Annotated in this window: 18 protein-coding genes, 1 pseudogene and 1 riboswitch; of the genes and pseudogenes, 18 read left to right on the top strand and 1 reads right to left on the bottom strand. The window is 54.1% G+C overall.

Features of this window, described 5'->3' with window-relative positions:
* Positions 1 to 512 precede the first annotated feature (512 nt).
* Positions 513 to 613: riboswitch (purine riboswitch) on the top strand.
* A 210-nt stretch (positions 614 to 823) separates the two neighbouring features.
* The 15 genes from purS to LQV63_RS26560 all read left to right on the top strand — a co-directional run bounded on the left by purS (position 824) and on the right by LQV63_RS26560 (position 16718).
* Positions 824 to 1069, top strand: a complete 246-nt coding sequence (gene purS, locus LQV63_RS26490) for a phosphoribosylformylglycinamidine synthase subunit PurS (protein WP_019418990.1) — start codon at positions 824 to 826, stop codon at positions 1067 to 1069.
* 4 nt (positions 1070 to 1073) lie between these two features.
* Positions 1074 to 1763, top strand: coding sequence for a phosphoribosylformylglycinamidine synthase subunit PurQ (gene purQ, locus LQV63_RS26495; protein WP_019418991.1), 690 nt, complete (start codon positions 1074 to 1076; stop codon positions 1761 to 1763).
* A gap of 40 nt (positions 1764 to 1803) precedes the next feature.
* Positions 1804 to 4035, top strand: a complete 2232-nt coding sequence (gene purL, locus LQV63_RS26500) for a phosphoribosylformylglycinamidine synthase subunit PurL (protein WP_233698947.1) — start codon at positions 1804 to 1806, stop codon at positions 4033 to 4035.
* Between the two features lie 53 nt (positions 4036 to 4088).
* Positions 4089 to 5540, top strand: coding sequence for an amidophosphoribosyltransferase (gene purF, locus LQV63_RS26505; protein ID WP_233698948.1), 1452 nt, complete (start codon positions 4089 to 4091; stop codon positions 5538 to 5540).
* Between the two features lie 274 nt (positions 5541 to 5814).
* On the top strand, positions 5815 to 6861 hold the full coding sequence (gene purM, locus LQV63_RS26510) for a phosphoribosylformylglycinamidine cyclo-ligase (protein ID WP_233698930.1): 1047 nt from the start codon (positions 5815 to 5817) through the stop codon (positions 6859 to 6861).
* An 83-nt stretch (positions 6862 to 6944) separates the two neighbouring features.
* Entirely contained in the window at positions 6945 to 7517 is a 573-nt protein-coding gene (gene purN, locus LQV63_RS26515; RefSeq protein ID WP_233698949.1) for a phosphoribosylglycinamide formyltransferase, read from the top strand.
* Positions 7518 to 7763: 246 nt separating this feature from the next.
* Positions 7764 to 9311 (top strand): bifunctional phosphoribosylaminoimidazolecarboxamide formyltransferase/IMP cyclohydrolase, encoded by a 1548-nt coding sequence (purH, locus tag LQV63_RS26520; RefSeq protein ID WP_233698931.1) that lies wholly within the window; start codon positions 7764 to 7766, stop codon positions 9309 to 9311.
* A 17-nt stretch (positions 9312 to 9328) separates the two neighbouring features.
* Positions 9329 to 10606 (top strand): phosphoribosylamine--glycine ligase, encoded by a 1278-nt coding sequence (gene purD / locus LQV63_RS26525; RefSeq protein WP_233698932.1) that lies wholly within the window; start codon positions 9329 to 9331, stop codon positions 10604 to 10606.
* A 1201-nt stretch (positions 10607 to 11807) separates the two neighbouring features.
* Positions 11808 to 12029, top strand: coding sequence for a hypothetical protein (locus LQV63_RS26530; RefSeq protein ID WP_233698933.1), 222 nt, complete (start codon positions 11808 to 11810; stop codon positions 12027 to 12029).
* Between the two features lie 68 nt (positions 12030 to 12097).
* A complete protein-coding gene (locus LQV63_RS26535; RefSeq protein WP_233698934.1) occupies positions 12098 to 12337 on the top strand; it encodes a hypothetical protein in 240 nt (79 codons plus the stop codon).
* A 291-nt stretch (positions 12338 to 12628) separates the two neighbouring features.
* Positions 12629 to 13459, top strand: a complete 831-nt coding sequence (locus tag LQV63_RS26540) for an alpha/beta hydrolase (RefSeq protein ID WP_233698935.1) — start codon at positions 12629 to 12631, stop codon at positions 13457 to 13459.
* 641 nt (positions 13460 to 14100) lie between these two features.
* Complete coding sequence (locus LQV63_RS26545) at positions 14101 to 14316, top strand: hypothetical protein (RefSeq protein WP_233698936.1); 216 nt, start codon at positions 14101 to 14103, stop codon at positions 14314 to 14316.
* Positions 14313 to 14771, top strand: coding sequence for a DUF3048 C-terminal domain-containing protein (locus LQV63_RS26550; protein WP_233698937.1), 459 nt, complete (start codon positions 14313 to 14315; stop codon positions 14769 to 14771). The genes LQV63_RS26545 and LQV63_RS26550 overlap by 4 nt, the downstream gene beginning before the upstream one ends.
* Before the next feature lie 236 nt (positions 14772 to 15007).
* Entirely contained in the window at positions 15008 to 15619 is a 612-nt protein-coding gene (locus LQV63_RS26555) for a DUF47 domain-containing protein (protein WP_019419962.1), read from the top strand.
* A 112-nt stretch (positions 15620 to 15731) separates the two neighbouring features.
* On the top strand, positions 15732 to 16718 hold the full coding sequence (locus LQV63_RS26560) for an inorganic phosphate transporter (RefSeq protein ID WP_019419963.1): 987 nt from the start codon (positions 15732 to 15734) through the stop codon (positions 16716 to 16718).
* A gap of 288 nt (positions 16719 to 17006) precedes the next feature.
* On the opposite strand, the gene LQV63_RS26565 is transcribed toward LQV63_RS26560, so the two are convergent.
* Positions 17007 to 17570 (bottom strand): oligopeptidase, encoded by a 564-nt coding sequence (locus tag LQV63_RS26565; protein ID WP_233698938.1) that lies wholly within the window; start codon positions 17568 to 17570, stop codon positions 17007 to 17009.
* 235 nt (positions 17571 to 17805) lie between these two features.
* Here LQV63_RS26565 and LQV63_RS26570 point away from each other — a divergent pair, with 235 nt between their 5' ends.
* The 3 genes and pseudogenes from LQV63_RS26570 to LQV63_RS26580 all read left to right on the top strand — a co-directional run bounded on the left by LQV63_RS26570 (position 17806) and on the right by LQV63_RS26580 (position 19118).
* Entirely contained in the window at positions 17806 to 18096 is a 291-nt protein-coding gene (locus tag LQV63_RS26570) for a YerC/YecD family TrpR-related protein (RefSeq protein ID WP_019419966.1), read from the top strand.
* 2 nt (positions 18097 to 18098) lie between these two features.
* Positions 18099 to 18425: pseudogene (locus LQV63_RS26575) on the top strand (sirohydrochlorin chelatase); the annotation flags it as partial.
* Between the two features lie 21 nt (positions 18426 to 18446).
* Positions 18447 to 19118 (top strand): CbiX/SirB N-terminal domain-containing protein, encoded by a 672-nt coding sequence (locus LQV63_RS26580; RefSeq protein WP_233698950.1) that lies wholly within the window; start codon positions 18447 to 18449, stop codon positions 19116 to 19118.
* The last annotated feature ends 170 nt before the right edge of the window (positions 19119 to 19288 follow it).

A 19288-nucleotide genomic window follows, 5' to 3' on the forward strand; every position in this document is an offset into this window, starting at 1 on the left:
AGCACTCTTAGCTTCACTCTCCCATGCGCTCAGCGAAGGACACGTTGCAAAGAAGCGCCCTTAGCTCCACTCTCCCATTTGCTCAGTAAATTTAGTAAACGATGTCTCTTGGCTTTGTAATTGAAGTGTCTGAATAAGGGTATCATTTTTCGTAGCTAGTTCCAGATGATTCATTTTGCCTCAGTAGGTTCATTAACAGCCCCCCTCATGAAATAGAAAACGAACCGGAAATCTATGAGCTGAACAGTGAAAATGGTGTTGGAATCGCAACAACTATTTTTTCTGACTCAAGGGTAGAGTGTCGCAAGGCACTTGGGACGAGAGGCATAGCTGGATGGAATCGGAAATGGAGCGGGATGTGGAATCGACAATGACAATTCGACTTCGCTCGGGAACATAAACAGGACGTCTAGGTTAAAAAACGAACTATATATTTTAATGTTGTTTTAATGTTCGTGTTTTGCGGTTGACAGGGGGTTGTAACCTTGTTAAACTAAACTCAAATTCAATATATAACGTATGATGATAGCTCTCGTATAATTCCGGGGATATGGCCCGAAGTCTCTACCCAAAGACCTTAAATTTTTGGACTACGAGAGAAAGCGTCAAGTAGCCGTGTGCCCTCTTAGGGCGGGCTTGCTTTCGTTTTCTTTCCTCTGTTCGAATGGGTCCGAGATAGAGCTACTGCAGCTATCAGCGGGCCTTTTTATGTCATTCATCCAGAATCTTCTTCATCCTTGCCTCACATGTTCAGCATTCCGGCCAACGATAATTCGTTTCGTTCGGCACCCATTTCATACTCACACTGGGGAGGACCTATCCAATGTTCAAAGTAAAGGTTTATGTCACGACGAAAGCAAATGTACTTGATCCGCAAGGCACGGCCGTTCAACAGGCGCTGCACACGATGGGTTACGGCGATGTCGAAGAAGTGCGCATCGGCAAATACTTGGAACTGACGATTGATACGGAAGACCGCGCCCAAGCGGAAGCGGATGTGGAGAAAATGTGCAAGCAGCTGCTCGCCAATCCGGTCGTTGAAGACTATCGTTACGAGTTGGAGGACTAAGGGCATGAAGGTAGCTGTACTCGTTTTTCCGGGTTCCAACTGTGATTGGGATTGTGTGCATGCGGCAGAAGAGACGTTGGCGGAAGCGACGGTGGAGCGTGTCTGGCATACGACTGAAGATTTGACTGGTTACGATTTGATTATGGTTCCGGGCGGATTCTCGTACGGCGACTATTTGCGCAGCGGCGCGATTGCCAGGTTCGCTCCGGTGATGAACGCGGTGGCGAAGGCGGCGGACAAGGGCGCCTATGTGCTCGGCATTTGCAACGGATTTCAAATTTTGACTGAAGCGGGTTTGCTCCCGGGCGCACTGCGCCGCAACACGGGGTTGAAATTCCGCTGCCATCACTCGAAATTACGTGTCGTTCAATCTAACACGGCGTTTACGAGCGAATACGGGCAGGATGAGGTCATCGATATCCCAATCGCTCACGGCGAAGGCAACTATTACTGTGATGAGCAGACGCTAGAGCAGTTGAAGCGCAACAACCAAATTGTATTTACGTATGAAGAGAACCCGAATGGGTCTTTGGAACATATAGCAGGCATTATTAACGAACAAGGCAATGTGCTCGGCATGATGCCGCATCCGGAGCGTGCGGTCAGCGACCTGCTCGGATCGAAGGACGGCGTGCGCATGTTTCAGTCAATTATGAAGGTTTGGAGGGAACGTCATGCAACGAACGTTAACTAAGAACGAGACGGATGCCGTGTTGGAGCAAGGGAAAGCAAACATGCTGAAGGAGCCGTCGGCACAGCAAATTGCGGAGGAGCGGATTTATGCGTCGATGGGCGTGACGGATTCGGAATATGCGCACATTTGCGAGCTGCTCGGCCGTCAGCCGAACTACACGGAAATCGGCGTATTCAGCGTCATGTGGTCGGAGCACTGCGCCTACAAAAATTCCAAGCCCTTGCTGAAGCGGTTCCCGACGACAGGCGAGCGCGTGCTAGTCGGTCCGGGTGAAGGCGCCGGCATCGTCGACATTGGCGACGGTCAAGCGGTGTGCTTCAAAATCGAGAGCCATAACCACCCTTCCGCTATCGAGCCTTATCAAGGCGCAGCGACAGGGGTTGGCGGCATCATCCGCGACATCTTCTCGATGGGCGCGCGTCCGATAGCGCTGCTGAACTCGCTCCGCTTCGGCCAATTGACGGATGAGCGCGTGCGCTATTTGTTCGAGCATGTCGTATCTGGGATTGCAGGCTACGGCAACTGTATCGGCATTCCAACGGTCGGCGGCGAAGTGATGTTCGACGCGAGCTACGAAGGAAATCCACTTGTGAACGCGATGTGCGTAGGCTTAATTGATCATCAGGATATTCAGAGCGGTGTGGCGAGCGGCATCGGCAACCCGGTCTATTATGTCGGACCTCCGACAGGGCGCGATGGCATCCACGGGGCGACATTTGCTTCGGAGGAACTGACAGAAGAGTCGGAGGCGAAGCGTCCGGCGGTTCAGGTCGGCGATCCGTTCATGGAAAAATTAGTGATGGAATCGTGCTTGGAGCTCATTCAATCGGGTATCGTCATCGGCATTCAAGATATGGGCGCAGCGGGCTTGACCTGTTCCAGCGCCGAGATGGCAAGCAAGGCGGGCAACGGTCTGGAGCTGCATCTGGACGAGGTGCCGCAGCGCGAACGCGGCATGACGCCTTACGAGATGATGCTGTCTGAATCGCAAGAGCGCATGCTGTTCGTCATCGAAGAGCATAACGAGCCTATAGCGATGGAAATATTCAACCGCTGGGGCGTCATCTGCCGCCAGGTCGGCCGCGTGACGGATGATGGCCGACTCCGCCTGACCTATGGCGGCGAGGTGGTAGCGGATATGCCGGTGCGCGGTCTGGTGGACGAATGTCCGGTCTATGAGAAGCCATCTCAGGTTCCGGCTTACTATACAGCGAACGAACAGGTGGATACAACGAATTATCCAGAAGTGACGGATGTTAACGATGCTTTGTTCAAAGTGCTTGGTTCCCCGACGGTGGCGAGCAAAGAGTGGGTATACCGCCAGTACGATAGTATGGTGCGCGCCAGCACGGCGGTAGCGCCTGGCTCGGATGCTGCAGTTGTCATGGTGCGCGGCACGCGCAAGGCGCTTGCGATGACGACGGATTGCAACGGACGCTATGCGTATCTTGACCCGTATATGGGCGGTCGCATTGCGGTGGCGGAAGCGGCGCGCAACATCGTATGCTCTGGTGCGGAACCGTTAGCGATTACGGACAACTTGAACTTCGGCAATCCAGAGAAGCCAGAGAACTTCTGGCAAATGGAGCAGGCCGTCGATGGGATGGCGGAAGCGTGCCGTCACCTGTCAACTCCGGTAATCGGAGGGAACGTCAGCTTATACAATGAGAATGCAAAAGGGGCCATTTATCCGACTCCAGTAGTCGGCATGGTCGGTCTCGTGCATGATGTGGATCATATTACGCAGCAAGGCTTCAAGCAGGCAGGCGATATTGTGCTCCTGCTCGGCACAACGAAAGCAGAGCTTGGAGGCAGTGAGTTCCAGACTGTTATCCATGGCGTGACGGAAGGGCGTCCGCCGGTGGTGGATTTGGATGTGGAACAGCGTCTGCAGCGCGCCGTGCTTGGCGCGATTCAAGCGGGTAAGGTGCAATCCGCTCATGATGCGGCGGAAGGCGGGATCGCGGTTGCGATCACGGAGTGCGCCATCAGCGGAGGCATTGGTGTGACGGCAGATTGGCAAGTGGAAGGTATGAGACCGGATGTGGCGTTGTTTAGTGAATCTCAATCCCGTATCGTGCTGTCGGTTGCTCCGGAGCATGAGGAAGCGGTCGTTGAGTGGTGTGCCCAATATGAAGTGCCTGTTCAGCGCTTAGGCGTCGTTGGCGGAGACCGGATTCAGCTGCGGGTGAACGGCAAGGATGCCATCGACGTGACACGATATGAAGCGGAGCGGGTGTGGAAGGATGCGATTCCATGTCTGATGCAATAAAGCAGCATGCGAAGGAACGTGAAGAGGCGGCCCGGGTGTACGACTTGGCGGGCATGGACGAGAGAGGCAGTTACTTCAACGAAGGCATAGGCAAAGACGGTCCGTTCGACCGTCTACGCGAGGAGTGCGGCGTGTTCGGCGTATTTGGATATGCCGATGCGGCCTCGCTCACGTACTACGGCCTTCATACGCTGCAGCACCGCGGCGAGGAAAGCTCAGGCATCTGCACGTCAGACGGCCGCGCGTTCAGCTATCACCGCGGCATGGGCCTCGTAAAGGAAGTGTTCGACAAGGACCGCCTAGAAAGCTTGCTTGGCGACCGCGCCATCGGTCACGTGCGCTATTCCACGTCTGGCGACAGCCGCTTGACGAATGCGCAGCCGCTCGTGTTCAAGACGCGTGACGGCGACTTGTCCGTAGCGACGAACGGGAACATCGTCAATGCGCCGGCTATTCGGCGGGAGCTGGAGCAGAAGGGCTCCATCTTCCAGACGACGAGCGATACTGAGGTCATTGCCCATTTGATCGCCCGTTCGGAGGCCGACCTGGTGACGGCGGCGAAGGAAGCTCTTCGCCAGCTCGCCGGCGGCTTCGCGTTTCTCATAATGACGAATGACAGGCTGCTTGTTGCATCAGATCCGCATGGCTTGCGTCCGCTGGCGATGGGACGCATCGGTGATGCGTATGTGTTTTCGTCTGAATCGTGCGCTTTGGACGCGGTGGGCGCGGAATTCATCCGTGCGATCGAGCCGGGCGAGCTGCTCGTGTTCGACGAGATGGGCTACCGCTCGGAACGATTCGCGCCCGTGGAGCGCCGCGCTTTGTGCGCGATGGAATTTATATATTTTGCACGTCCAGACAGTCAAATGCATGACATCAATCTTCATACCGCCCGCAAGCGAATGGGGAAGCAGCTGGCGCAAGAGTCGTTTGTCGAGGCGGATATCGTATCCGGCGTGCCGGATTCCAGCATTTCCGCCGCTATCGGCTACGCGGAGGCGACAGGCATTCCCTATGAGATGGGCATGATTAAGAGCAAATATTCAGGCCGCACATTCATTCAGCCCAGCCAGGAGCTGCGCGAGCAGGGCGTCAAGATGAAGCTAAGCGCGGTGCGCAGTGTAGTGGAAGGCAAGCGTGTCGTCCTCATCGACGACTCGATCGTGCGCGGCACGACGTCGCGCCGCATCGTCAAGATGCTGCGCGATGCGGGTGCGCTGGAGGTGCATCTGCGCATCGCGTCGCCACCGTTCAAGCATCCGTGCTTCTACGGCATCGATACGCCGGACAGCAATGACTTAATCGCTTCGAGCCATTCCGTAGAAGAGATTTGTGGCTTGATCGGCGCGGATTCGCTTGCGTTCTTGTCTCACGAGGGCACGGTGGAGGCGATCGGAGGCGCGTTCGCAAAGGAAAAGAAGGGCGGTCTGTGCATGGCCTGCTTCGATCACGATTATCCGACGGAGCTGGCTGCCGCGGCGAAGACATCGGGCTGCGGCTGCTGAAAAAATGAACCGTACATGAGGATGCAAAGTTGTTGCCCATCGGTATTTGAATTTTGTTCAAATGAAAAATATATGTTCAAACCGGACACTTTTCAGCACCGAGAAGGTTGCAAGAAACCGAAGAAGGAGGAGCGGAGTGTAGGCGGGACTACATGAGCACTGGACTTCAAGGTTGAATGCAAGATTCGATGTCGAATATGCTACTAGATGATCATCGTGATCAAAAGGGGCCTTTTTGAATAACCTCTAAAACATGAGTAAGGGAGAGAAACCCATGTCTGAAGCTTACAAACAAGCGGGTGTCGACATCGCGGCAGGTAACGAAGCCGTCGAACGTATGAAGAAGCATGTGCGCCGCACGTTCCGCCCTGAGGTGATGACGGATCTCGGCGGCTTCGGCGCTCTATTCCAGCTGAACAGCAAAAAATACGAGGAGCCTGTGCTCGTATCGGGAACCGATGGCGTTGGAACGAAGCTGATGCTTGCCTTTGCCATGGATAAGCATGACACGATTGGCATCGACGCGGTGGCTATGTGCGTGAACGACATCGTCGTGCAGGGGGCGGAGCCACTGTTCTTCTTGGATTACTTGGCCTGTGGCAAAGTGAAGCCGGAGCGCATCGAGAGCATCGTGAGCGGGATTGCGGAAGGCTGCGCGCAGGCGGGCTGTTCGCTCATCGGGGGCGAGACGGCTGAAATGCCGGGCATGTACGAGACGGAAGAGTACGACATCGCAGGCTTCAGCGTGGGGGTTGTCGATAAGAGCCGCATTGTTAACGGAGCAAGCATCAAGCCGGGCGATGTCATTCTCGGTCTGCCATCGAGCGGCGTGCACAGCAACGGCTTCTCGCTCGTGCGCAAGCTGCTACTGGAGCAAGCGGGCTACAGCTTGAATGCGCAGGTGCCGGAGCTAGAGACGGAGGCGACGCTCGGTGAAGTGCTGCTTACACCGACACGCATCTATGTTAAACCGCTGCTTGAGCTGATGAAGCAGGTACAAATTAAAGGAGCGGCGCACATTACGGGCGGCGGCTTCCTCGAAAATATTCCGCGTGTACTGCCGGAAGGGACAGCGGTTCATATTGATTACGGCTCATGGCCGGTGCATCCGGTGTTCCGCTTGATGGAGCGGGTTGGCTCCTTGAAAGCGGAGGAGCTGTTCACAACGTTCAACATGGGAATCGGCATGATCGTCGTCGTGTCGGCACAGGATGCGGATGCCGCAGCGGCATGCTTGTCAGAGCAGGGTGAAGCGGTGTACCGCATCGGGACTGTAACGGAAGGCGCACGGGAAGTACGGATACCGGAGGTCGGGATATAATGCGTCCGATGGATACGACTTCTGTTCACAAAGAAACGGCAGACTTCAGCGTGCCGTCGTTAGAATTGCGTGACGGGGAGCGGATGCCGCGTATCGCGGTGTTCGCCTCCGGTTCGGGTTCGAACTTCCAAGCGCTTGCAGATGCGGCTTATGCGCAGCAGTTGGATGCGGATGTGGCGCTCCTTATTTGCGACAAGCCTCGCGCTTATGTCCTTGAGCGGGCGCAGGCGGCGAACGTGCCTTATGTGGTATTCGAGCCAAAGCAATATTTGTCACGCGAGCAGTATGAACACAATGTGCTGCATGTGCTGGAGGAATACGACATCGATTGGATTGTGCTTGCTGGCTATATGCGGCTCATTACGCCAGTGCTCCTTCATGCATATGAAGGGCGCATGGTCAACATTCATCCATCGCTGCTCCCGGCCTTTCCGGGCCTGCACGCGGTACGCCAAGCGCTGGATTACGGCGTGAAGGTGACGGGAGTGACGGTGCATCTCGTAGATGAAGGGATGGATACGGGTCCGATTGTGGCGCAGCAAGCCGTCATGATTGAACCGTGTGATACGGAAGCGGCATTGACTGCGCGTATTCAGGCGGTGGAGCACGAGTTGTATCCGCAGGTGGTACGCCGTCTGATGAGAGGAAAGAGCTAGTTGTTCGGATGTAGGAATCCGGACAAGAGAGAAAGCGTTTTGCAGGTGAGCATACGGGCAGCAGGTTCCAACAGCATTGCTGGATGAGCAGGTTGAGGCTGTCTGGACGAATGGACTTTATCACATTAAAATGGTATACAATCATAATTCCAAATGTTAGCACAGCGGAGCGGGGATGGAAGCGAGCTATACATCCGCCGGGCTCGGAAGTGGCAGCCATATATTTTTAGCAAGGGAGAGGACAACATGACGATTCAAAGAGCGCTTATTAGTGTATCCGACAAGACGGGTGTCGTTGAATTTGCGCGTGCGCTGGCAGAAGCGGGCGTGCAGCTTATTTCAACCGGAGGAACGAAGTCGCTGCTGGAGCAAGCGGGCGTGCCGGTAACGGGTATTTCGGATGTGACTGGATTTCCCGAAATATTGGACGGACGGGTAAAGACGCTCCATCCAGCCGTACACAGCGGTCTGCTTGCGGTACGAAGCAATGAGGAGCATCGCAAGCAGCTGGAAGAGCTCGGCTTATCCACGATTGATATGGTCATTGTTAATCTATATCCGTTCCAGCAAACGATAGCGAAGCCAGATGTGTCCTATGAAGATGCAATTGAAAATATAGATATCGGCGGGCCAACAATGCTGCGCTCAGCAGCCAAAAACCACGGTGACGTTACTGTAGTGGTCGATGCGGCGGATTATGAGACGGTGTTGGAAGAAATCCGTAACGGCGGAGATACGACGCTTGAGACGCGCAAACGCTTGGCAGCGAAGGTATTCCGCCATACGGCGGCGTACGATGCGTTGATCGCGGACTATTTAAGCGGACAGGTCGGCGAGACGTGGCCAGAGCGCTACACGGTCACGTACGAGAAGGTGCAGTCGCTTCGTTACGGGGAGAACCCGCACCAGGAAGCGGCGTTCTATCGCCAACCGTTGGCAGCGCCGGGTAGCATTACGACGGCGGAGCAACTGCACGGCAAGGAGCTATCCTACAACAATATTAATGACGCAAACGCCGCTCTCTCCATCGTGAGCGAATTCAAGATGCCAGCGGTTGTTGCCGTAAAGCATATGAATCCTTGCGGGGTCGGTATCGGTGCTACAGTGTTTGAAGCGTATCAAAAGGCGTACGAATCTGATCCAACGTCCATCTTCGGCGGTATCGTTGCCGCGAACCGGACAATCGATGGGGACACGGCACGCTTGCTGCACGAAATCTTCCTCGAAATCGTCATCGCGCCGGATTTCACGCAAGAGGCGCTGAATATATTGCAGCAGAAGAAAAATTTGCGTCTGCTGCGCACCGGCGTCGTTCCGACTCCGGCAGAGCGTGGCGCGTCCCGCCAGCTCACCTCGGTGAACGGCGGCTTGCTGGTGCAGGAGAATGACCTGCATACGCTTGACGCTACCAAGCTGCAGGCTGTGACTGAGCGCAAGCCATCGGAAGCCGAGCTGGAGCAGCTGCTGTTCGGCTGGAATGTGGTCAAGCACGTGAAATCGAATGCCATCGTGCTCGTGAAGGATGGCATGACTGTCGGCGTAGGCGCAGGACAGATGAACCGCGTCGGGGCAGCCCGTATCGCGATCGAGCAGGCTGGAGAGAAGGCGCGCGGCGCGGTGCTTGCATCGGATGCGTTCTTCCCGATGGGAGATACGCTCGCCTTAGCGGCGGAAGCTGGCATTACGGCTGTCATTCAGCCCGGCGGCTCCATCCGCGACGACGAGTCCATTCAAGTGGCGAATGAGCATGGACTGGCAATGGTCCTTACCGGTGTCCGTCATTTCAAGCATTAGGAACGGGGGATGTGCAGATGAAGGTGTTGGTCATTGGCAGCGGCGGCCGCGAACACGCGCTGGTCTGGGCGCTTAAGCAGAGTCCGAAGGTGGATGAGGTGCTGTGTGCGCCGGGCAATGCCGGTATTGCGCAGCTTGCGGAGTGCGTTGCGTTATCCGTCAACGATTTCGAAGGCATTGCTGCCTATGCTGCGGAGCAGAAGGTGGACCTGGTCGTGGTCGGTCCGGACGATCCGCTCGCAGACGGCATTGTTGATGCGCTGCAGGCGCACGGCTTGCGCGTCTTCGGGCCCGACCGCAAGGCGGCCGAGATTGAAGGCAGCAAAGTGTTCATGAAGCACTTGCTGCGCAAATACGATATTCCGACTGCGGCTTATGCGGTCTTTGATGACGCGGATACGGCGAAGCGTTATGTGCGGGAGCAATCGATGCCTATCGTCATCAAGGCGGATGGCTTGGCGGCAGGCAAAGGCGTGACGATTGCGCACAGCTTGGCGGAAGCTGAGCAGGTGCTGGAGGAAGTGATGGTCGAACGCAAGTTCGGCGCTTCCGGCCAGCAGGTGGTTATTGAAGAATTTATGCAGGGCCAAGAGATGTCCATTCTCGCGTTTGTGGATGGCGAGACGGTGCGTGTTTGCGTGCCTGCGCAGGATCATAAGCCGATATTCGACGGTGACGAAGGTCCGAATACGGGTGGCATGGGGACGTACAGCCCTTTGCCGCAATTTTCGGAAGCGGTGTTCGCGAACGCTGTCGACACTATTGTTCAGCCGGCAGCCCGGGCGATGGTTTGTGAAGGAAGGCCGTTTAAAGGCTTGCTCTTTGCCGGGCTGATGATTACGCCGGAAGGGACGCCGAAGGTCGTTGAATTCAACGCGCGCTTCGGGGACCCGGAGACGCAGGTCGTGCTGCCGCGTTTGAAGAGTGATCTGTTCGATGTCTTGTGGGCGGTGGCAGAAGGAAAGCTGCATGAGGTGGAGCTGGAATGGCACGAGGATGCAGCGGTATGCGTTATCGTGGCATCCGAAGGTTACCCTGGCGCATATCGCAAAGGCGACGTCATCACAGGCTTGGATATAGCGGCAGAGCAGGCACTGCTCTTCCATGCCGGAACTTCCCGCGATGCGGATGGGGTGTGGAGGACGAACGGCGGACGGGTGCTTGGCGTGGTCGGCCGGGGTGAAGATGTGGCGGCTGCGGCGGCGCAGGCGTACAAGGCAGTCGATATGCTTCGTTTCGACGGGTTGCAATATCGGAAGGACATTGCGGCCAAAGCGAAAACGCCCATAATATAACTTGATGCGATTTGAATGTAATGCGGGTTTATCAAGCTCTCTCCCTTATTTGCTAGGAGAGAGCTTTTTTATGCTGCACAATTTGAGGTGAAGGGGTCAACTCATTGGATATCGTACAGTGGAAAGGCGCGTTAGAGGGCCTCAAGAGACATTTGATTGGATTTGATCCAGTAGAATCTGTGTTGAAGCAGCTATGGAGCAGAATTAAGTGGGATTTGACTGGATGTTTTCCAATGGAGTGGCGGATTCAGGGGGGGAGATGTAACATTCTGCTGTATGTTTTCCAATGCACGTTGGTTTGCGTTAGGACACGGTAGTAGGGGGGACCTTTGGCATTTCAGTAACAGTATCTGAGCAGTACTTCAACTCAGTGGCTTGGAACTAGGCAATAGAGCCAATCTCCCCTCAACTCAGTGGCTTGAAACTGGTCTAAAGAGCCAATCCCCCTCAGCTCAGTGGCTTGAAACTGGGCAATAGAGCCAATCCCCCCTCAGCTCAGTGGCTTGAAGCTGGGCAATAGAGCCAATCTCCCCTCAACTCAGTGGCTTGAAACTGGGCAATAGAGCCAATCCCCCCCTCAGCTCAGTGTCTTGAAACTGGGCAATAGTGTCAATCTCCCCTCAGCTCAGTGGCTTGAAGCTGGGCTAAAGAGCCAATTTCTCCTCAGATCAGTGGCTTAAAGCTGGGCTAAAGAGCCAATCTCTCCTCAGATCAGTGGCTTAAAGCTGGGCTAAAGAGCCAATCCCCCCTCAGCTCAGTGGCTTGAAGCTGGGCAACAGTGTAAATCTCCCCTCAACTCAGTGGCTTGAAACTGGGCAAGTGTCAGTCTCCCTTCAGCTCAGTGGCTTGAAGCTGGGCAATAGTGTAAATCTCCCCTCAACTCAGTGGCTTGAAACTGGGCAAGTGTCAATCTCCCTTCAGCTCAGTAACTTGTTACGCGGTATTTCAGTATCTGCATCTATTTGAACTAGTAACTATATAGGCTCAGTGTCTCAGTACCGGTATCACAGTAATTTTGATATGTCAGTTTCTTAGCATGAGTGTCTTAGGAACTCTGTACCTCGGTATATGGGCTTCTAAGTGTCTTGGATCTGGATCTAGCAGTATCGCAGTAAGGTGTATCGGGTAGCTTAGCGTATCAGCGTGGGGGTGTCTCACGGCTACCTTTCAGAGGCTGATGTCCTATTCGGAGGAGCATATATTGCCGGAATTCGAGGAGGCCATCTTCCGCGGGCAGCAGGAAGGGCATATTCGCAAGGAGCTGTCCCCGCATCTTATTGTCAGGTTCCTCATCTCGATGAAGCAGTTCTTGGCGCAGCCGGGCAAGCTGGACGGATGCTTCAGTATGCGGACGATCTCGGAGCAGCTGATGACGATGCTGTGTCACGGCATGTTGGTTGATCGCGATCAGCATGGCGCATAATTTATCCCCCTTCCTCCATAATAATGTCGTATAAGAGGTTGAAATTATATGGCAGGAGGGAAGCGAGGATGAAAAATCCGTATCCGTTAGGTGACGCGTTAACACAGCTGTATTTGTCCCAAGAGCATACGGTGGGATTGGATGAGGCATCTGCATTGGAATCGATGCTGCAGGACGGCACGGATTCTCCGTCATCTCCGGCCGATCAGTCCGAGGAGTCGACTTCTGCCGCGCTGCTGCACGAAGGCATGTCGGATGGAACGCTTGAAACGCATCAAATGGTGCAGCGTTCCTACGGTTTATATTAGCGGGTGCAGGCAGGAACATCCTTAAGGTGAAAGTGTTAGTCCCATGCTGTGGTTCATAGTAGAACAAGGGACGACTAACCATCGGGCTGTATGGGAAGATAAGAGCTGTAATGCTGCGAGAGCGGTGTTGCGGCTATTTTTTTGCTGGAAAATAGGAAGACATTGACGTGTTGAGGACTTGACACCTAAAGAAAGCTGGAGTAGAATTTACTTAATTCATAGTAAATTAATCGGAATTATAAGATATTGAACAATACATTCATTGTTGGGGAAAAAGTGAGGGGAATGGCGATGGAACGACAAATCGATATTCGTTGGCAGCAGGAACGGCTGGCGGCAACGCTGCATTATCCAGAGGAGCGGGCGCCTTTTGAGTCTGGATCGGAGCAACGCACTCCGGTCACGATTATTTGCCACGGCTTCGTCGGCAGCCGGATCGGCGTCGATCGGTTGTTTGTGAATGCCTCGCGGCGGCTTGCGCAGGAAGGGCATATTGTGCTCCGGTTTGATTTTGCCGGCTGCGGTGAGAGTACAGGCGAGTATGGACATTTCGGCCTCGACGATATGATAGAGCAGACGCAAGCGGTGGTGAATTATGCGCTAGGCTGCGGCAATGTCGATCCGCAACGCGTGACGCTCATCGGTCACAGCCTGGGCGGGGCCGTGGCACTCCTAACGGCGGTACGTGATCCGCGCATTAAGCGGTTGGTGCTGTGGTCTCCCGTCGCTTACCCGTTCAACGATATCGTACGCATCGTCGGACGCGAACGGTATGACGAGTCGATAACCCATGGCGCATCCGATTATTTGGGCTACACGTTCACTCCGGCCTATTTCAATTCACTAGGCAAGCATCAACCGTTCCAAGAGGCGTCGAAGTTCAACGGGGACGTGCTGCTCGTCCACGGCACGAGCGATGACATCATTCCAGCAGACTACACCTTCCTGTACCAGAAGGTGTTCTGGATGCGCAGCGACGGGCAGTGCGACAAGGAGATCGTCTTTCAAGCCGACCATACGTACTCTAGCGGCGAGCATCGGGAGAAGCTGTTCTCCTGCACGATTCAATGGCTGAAGCAGTGGGAGAAGCGGCAGGGGGAATGGGCGAACTGGAGCATCTGAGCGGCGTAAAGGATGATGGCAGGCTGAACAGTATGCAACAGATGTCGATAGACAGAGCGATGCAAGACAGCGCAGAATGAGCGCCGCGAGAGAAACGGAGCCAGATGATGAAGTAAGACGAGATGCAAGATGAAGGTTGCTGCAGAGCGAAGAGGACGGGCAAAGAGCCGGCTTCTTCGTTTTTTTGCTATGAAGGAGTAGTTTAGCTCTGCGCAGCAATAAATTGGATTTTAAACGAAAATAGGTAGCCGTGACTCCGTGCAATCGCCCTTATGTTCATTCTCCCATACAGTCAGGAGGGATGGCATCCGGAATAGGGAGCATGCCGAATGTAAGCATGCCGAATGTAAGCATGCCGAATGTAAACATGCCGTATTGTAAAATACCGTACATTGATTATGACTGAAGCGACCGCTTAGGTTGGGCAATGAACCAGCATGGTCATTGGAAGTGCCGCCACCTGATGGAAGGGGAGAATGAAGCAAAGGGTCGGATGAAGCGAATCACCATCAGTCGGACTTATAACTGCACGGAAGGACAATTGGTTATAATCTGCCTGGGAGGAGACGGAAGGTGCTATAGTGGACAACGGGCGCAATAAATGGAAAACAAAAGAAATGTAATTCTGGGCGTTGCGATTGTTGCGAAAGTTACACGTGATGGTCATCGGATCGTTATGTATGCTCATGCTGGTGATGACTGCATGTCAATCCGTCGCGGGGAAGGGAATTGCATCGGAGCCACCGGATGTCGGTAAGGAAGACGAGTGTAGGCTCTGGATGAAAGCGAGTCTGAGCAGCGTCAACCTGCACCTTATCGTACGCCGTTCAACGGGTTGGAAGCGCAGGAGCCGATGACGAAGCGTCCGATTGCCGTCATGGTGAACAATTTCAAAAGTGCCAGGCCGCAGTCTTGGCTTGTCGTACCGCATAGAAGTCCCTTTATGAACAATGGCGATCGCGTTCAGTATGCATATGATGAAAATAGCGGAAACTATATCCGTCATATCAACGACGAGCCGCATCTTGACATGGCAACGGACAAGCCGCTCACGGCCGATAATGTGCTCGTAATTGAAGCGCCGCACCGCATCGTAGATAATGTCGGGCGGCTTGAAGTGAAGCTGGATGCTGGCGGCGATGCCCTTTTGTTCATGGGCGGGCGGAGCTATGGCGGCACATGGCAGCGCAACGAGCAAGGCACTTTTGAATTCATGCAGTCCAGACAAGTCCTTCCGCTGAAGCCGGGGAAGACTCCTATGTTGATTGTGCCGCACGAGCCTCCGTTGCTCAAACACATCGATTGGAAATGATTAGAATTGTTACACAAAGCCGCGTGGTATCAAGGATTACAGCCTTATTTTTGAAAAAACACGAAAATTGTCGAAAAAGACAGGATAGTTGCCTTAAAAATGACGTAAACTTTCGACAAATGCTCACTTTCGCTTTACGGTTTCTTTACAAACCTACCGGGTCATGTGATAAACTATGTAAGGCTTGAAAAGTTTACATCACATACGCAATTTCTCGTTGCAAAGGAGATCTCGGAATGTTCAAGAAGAAGGACGTGTTTTTCGAAACGCTGCAAAATATGGCGGATACGCTCGTTCAAGCAGCAGAAACGTTCGCACAAGGTGTAGAAGATTTGAGTGATGTGTTGTCTTTTACCAAGGAAATGAAGGAATTAGAGAGCAAATGCGACATGTATACCCACACGATTTTGACAGAGCTCAACAAAACCTTCATTACGCCAATCGAGCGTGAGGATATTATGGCGCTGACGACGGCATTGGATGACGTTCTTGACGGGATGGAGGCCAGTGCTTCGCGTTTCGACATGTACCAGATGCTTGAACGTGATGAAATCGTGGTGCTGTTCGCAGATATTATTAAACGCAGCACCTATGAAATTCAGAAAGCAATCCGTTTGTTATCGCAGAAGAAGCTCCTTGCGATTCGCGAACACAATATTCGCGTTAACGAACTGGAAAATGCGGCTGATGATATTTACCGCCGCGGTGTTCGGGCTTTGTTCGTCGATGTGAAGGACCCAATTGAATTGATAAAACGCAAAGATGTGTATGAACGATTGGAAGAGACTACGGATAGCTGCGAGGATGTAGCGAACCAACTGGAATCGATCGTCATGCGGAATTCCTAATAACTGTCGTAGCATAAGCAAGCTGAGTGTACGAAGGAGGTTGGGTATTGCGCGGACGCGAGCGGTTCTCGGTTCAGTGCAATCGCGGTAAATGGAAATAGATATGACTTTAATGGTCGTGGGAGTCGTCATCATTTTGGCGCTAGGCTTTGACTTCATCAATGGCTTCCACGACACGGCGAACGCTATCGCGACGTCGGTATCAACGCGGGCATTGCCGCCGCGAGTAGCGATTCTAATGGCTGCCACGATGAACTTCGTCGGAGCTCTTACGTTTACGGGCGTGGCGAAGACGATTGGGGGCAGCATTGCCGATCCCGCCAAGCTGGAAAATGGGTTGGAGATCGTGGCAGCAGCGCTTATTTCAGCTATTATTTGGAACCTAGTTACATGGTGGTTCGGAATTCCGTCCTCCTCCTCCCATGCGCTGATTGGCGCGTTGGCAGGGGCGGTGTTCGCCGGAGCCGGGATGGATTATTTGAACTTAGGCGGATTCAAGAGCATCGTTATCGGTCTCATCATTTCGCCGATTATTGCATTTGTCGTTGGTTATATCGTCATGACGATACTGAAATGGATCTTCGGCAGACATAGTCCGCATACCGTCAACAAAGGATTTCGGACATGCCAGATTATTACGGCGGCGTTCCAATCTTTCACCCACGGGACGAATGACGCGCAGAAGGCGATGGGTATTATTACGTTCGCTCTCGTAACGGCGCAGGTTCAGACCGATATGGAAGTCCAATTGTGGGTTAAGATTGCAGCTGCCACGGCGATGGCACTCGGTACGTCCATCGGCGGCTGGAAGATTATTAAGACGATGGGAACAAAAATTTTCAAGATTGAACCAATTAACGGCTTTGCCGCTGATTTGTCCGCCGCTTCGGTTATTATGTCGGCGACGCTGACGCACTTGCCAATTAGCACTACGCATGCTATCACCTCCGCGATTTTGGGGGTTGGGTCCGCCAAGCGTTTCTCGGCTGTCAAGTGGGGGGTAGCAGGTCGAATCGTCATTACGTGGTTTATTACGATTCCGATTTGTGCGGTGCTGGCAATGATTATTTTGAAAGTAATCCATTTTGTCTTTTATTAATAAATAGGGGTGTTCCGGGAGTAGAGCTTCTACTTCGCGGGAACACCCCTTATTTGTGCTTGCAGACGAAGCTAATTGGGAGAGGGTGGACATGGGAGAGAGGCTGCCCCCACAGTAGAAATCTACTATGGAGACAGCCTCTAGGCGCCTGAGTAGGGAGGGGATCCCTGTTGTCCGGTGTCCGGTTGTTGTCCATCCGGCAGGCGCATAACAGTGCTGATGAATCCGGACTGGATTGTGCTGAATGCCGATACTGCTTGGGGGGGGAGAAGGCGGTGTTTCAGCGCTTCATCGTTTACGTCGCTGATTCGGGTGCGTCCGGCGCTGCTTCACTGGTCTTCTCGTACCGGTGCGATTGCTCGAGCTGCGTCTGCGTTGCTGACGTCTTCTCCGTCTGCGCTGGGATTGTCCCTCATCCCACTCGTCCACCTCGTCGTCCGCTTCCTTCTTGCCCTTCTTATTAGGAAGAAGGCTGCCCATGAGCAGCTTCGCTACCGGCGCAATTTGCGAGACGCTTTGCATAACCTTTTGAACCTTGTTCATCGTGGACACGATGCCGTCGATACCGCCCATGCGGTCGATGACCTGCTTGATGTCGTTGATGGAGAAGCTGCTTTTCTTCTCCGTATTGAGCGTGGTCACCGGTGTCTCTGCGACCGGGGTGTATGGTACGATGGCCGTATCGGGCGGTGACGGCGGCTGGAATTGAGAAGGAGGGAGGCCGCCTGAGAAGCTGCGGGTCCACTGAGCCGATGCGGATGAGGAGTGCTGCTTCGGTATGTGTAAGCTTGGCACGGACATGAGATCCTGCAGATGCGTCGGGACCTGTCGTCCGTGGTGAGGCGCGTTCATATGATCACGACCTTTTTCAATAAAATATTGATTGGCTCAATCCAATGGGTTAGTATACTGTATGTGGTAGGCGAACAACTCGTTTGGACGATCGCCCGTAGGCGCACGCCCAATCTCAAATGGAAACGCTTTATTTTTACTACTATTCTCTAAAGCACGAACTTGGTAACGCTTGAAAAGGTAGGATAAAGGAAGTACAATGAGGGTACAAGCGATGAAGTAGGGGTGGATAAGGTTGCAATTGAAAAAATTAAACGATAAGACGATCGACCAGCTGTTCGAGGCGATTTTGACCCTTGAATCAGTGGAAGAGTGCTATATTTTCTTTGACGATCTATGCACGGTAAATGAAATTCAATCCTTATCCCAGCGACTAGAGGTTGCTCGGATGTTGGGCAAAGGCTGTACGTACAATCAGATTGAAGCGGAGACCGGAGCGAGTACAGCCACGATTTCGCGCGTGAAGCGTTGTTTGAATTACGGGAATGACGGGTACAAGATGTCATTGGAGCGTCTCGGGCGATAAGTATGAAGCCGGGTCTGTTGGTTATTAGCCACGGTTCACGAGACGGCTCTTGGGTTACACTAGTAGATGAAGCGATTGCCAAGGCTGCGTGGCCGGAAGGCGTACCGATCGCTTCTTCTTTTTTGGAATGCGTGCCGAACCGGACTATTCAGGACGGCATCGACGCATTGGAAGCGCAAGGGGTAGACCACATCGGGGTCATCCCCTTGTTCGTGTCCGCGGGCAGCACGCACGTGGACGAGATCGCGTACGCGCTCGGCGTGACGGCGGCGCCGCTTGCGGAGACGGGGCTGGCGCCGTTCCGCGTGAACGCGCGCGTGCTGTACGGGCGCCCGCTGGACGGCGGGACCGTGGCGGCCGATCTTGGCGAGGCCAGCGGCGAATGGCCCGGGTTGGCTGACAGTAAGGAGGCCAACGGAGGCGCGGGGGGCGATGCCGCGCGTGCGCTCGGCGGAGCCGATGATGCGGAGGAGGATATTCTCCTCCGCATGGTGGAGGCCCGCCTGCGCGGGCTGGGCGTGCGCCCCGGCGCGGATGGCGTGCTGCTGGTAGCGCACGGCAGCCAGCACGAGCCATTCCAGGCGCGCTGGCATGACAGCCTGCGCGGCTTGGCGCGGCTGCTCGTGAAGCGCGGCATGTGCGCGGCTGCGTCGCATGCGCTGCTCTGCTGCGAGGACGTCGCGGCCGCAGCGCAGCGATTAATGAGCTTGCTTGGCGGCACAGCAGATGGATTTGGTGAGCGTGCGGAGAAGCTAGCCGCGCCGTTCCCGATGTTCGATACTGCTCCATCCCTTGGAGCAGATGATGAGCTCGGCAATCATGCCGTTAAGCGGCGTGTTGCGATGGTGCCGGTATTTCTGAGCCGAGGGTATTTTACGACTCATGTTATTCCTGAGCGCTTGGCCGACGTTCCGGTCATGTATGACGGACAGACGCTGCTGCCGCATCCAGCGCTAGGCCGATGGCTGGAGCGCGAAGCAGAGAGGTTGCTGGCGATGCTGGCAGGCAGGTTGAAGGACTGAAAATAGTTGTTTTTTTCACCAAAACGTTTAACATAGAAGATTGAACGATATATGAGCCGGTTGTTCTGATTGGCATGTAAGTAGAGAGTATGGCGCTGGTGAGATTGTTGCTGCGCACGGATAATGGTTGTGAGACCACATCGATATGAATAGATTGTAAATGGGTGACG

The sequence above is a fragment of the Paenibacillus profundus genome (assembly GCF_021369635.1).
Taxonomy (GTDB): domain Bacteria; phylum Bacillota; class Bacilli; order Paenibacillales; family Paenibacillaceae; genus Paenibacillus_B; species Paenibacillus_B profundus.

Coding starts and splice junctions, on each gene's coding strand:
- purS (WP_019418990.1), top strand. CDS start 824: ATGTTCAAAGTAAAGGTTTATGTCACGACGAAAGCAAATGTACTTGAT.
- purQ (WP_019418991.1), top strand. CDS start 1,074: ATGAAGGTAGCTGTACTCGTTTTTCCGGGTTCCAACTGTGATTGGGAT.
- purL (WP_233698947.1), top strand. CDS start 1,804: ATGCTGAAGGAGCCGTCGGCACAGCAAATTGCGGAGGAGCGGATTTAT.
- purF (WP_233698948.1), top strand. CDS start 4,089: ATGGACGAGAGAGGCAGTTACTTCAACGAAGGCATAGGCAAAGACGGT.
- purM (WP_233698930.1), top strand. CDS start 5,815: ATGTCTGAAGCTTACAAACAAGCGGGTGTCGACATCGCGGCAGGTAAC.
- purN (WP_233698949.1), top strand. CDS start 6,945: ATGCCGCGTATCGCGGTGTTCGCCTCCGGTTCGGGTTCGAACTTCCAA.
- purH (WP_233698931.1), top strand. CDS start 7,764: ATGACGATTCAAAGAGCGCTTATTAGTGTATCCGACAAGACGGGTGTC.
- purD (WP_233698932.1), top strand. CDS start 9,329: ATGAAGGTGTTGGTCATTGGCAGCGGCGGCCGCGAACACGCGCTGGTC.
- LQV63_RS26535 (WP_233698934.1), top strand. CDS start 12,098: ATGAAAAATCCGTATCCGTTAGGTGACGCGTTAACACAGCTGTATTTG.
- LQV63_RS26540 (WP_233698935.1), top strand. CDS start 12,629: ATGGAACGACAAATCGATATTCGTTGGCAGCAGGAACGGCTGGCGGCA.
- LQV63_RS26550 (WP_233698937.1), top strand. CDS start 14,313: ATGACGAAGCGTCCGATTGCCGTCATGGTGAACAATTTCAAAAGTGCC.
- LQV63_RS26555 (WP_019419962.1), top strand. CDS start 15,008: ATGTTCAAGAAGAAGGACGTGTTTTTCGAAACGCTGCAAAATATGGCG.
- LQV63_RS26560 (WP_019419963.1), top strand. CDS start 15,732: ATGGTCGTGGGAGTCGTCATCATTTTGGCGCTAGGCTTTGACTTCATC.
- LQV63_RS26565 (WP_233698938.1), bottom strand. CDS start 17,570: ATGAACGCGCCTCACCACGGACGACAGGTCCCGACGCATCTGCAGGAT.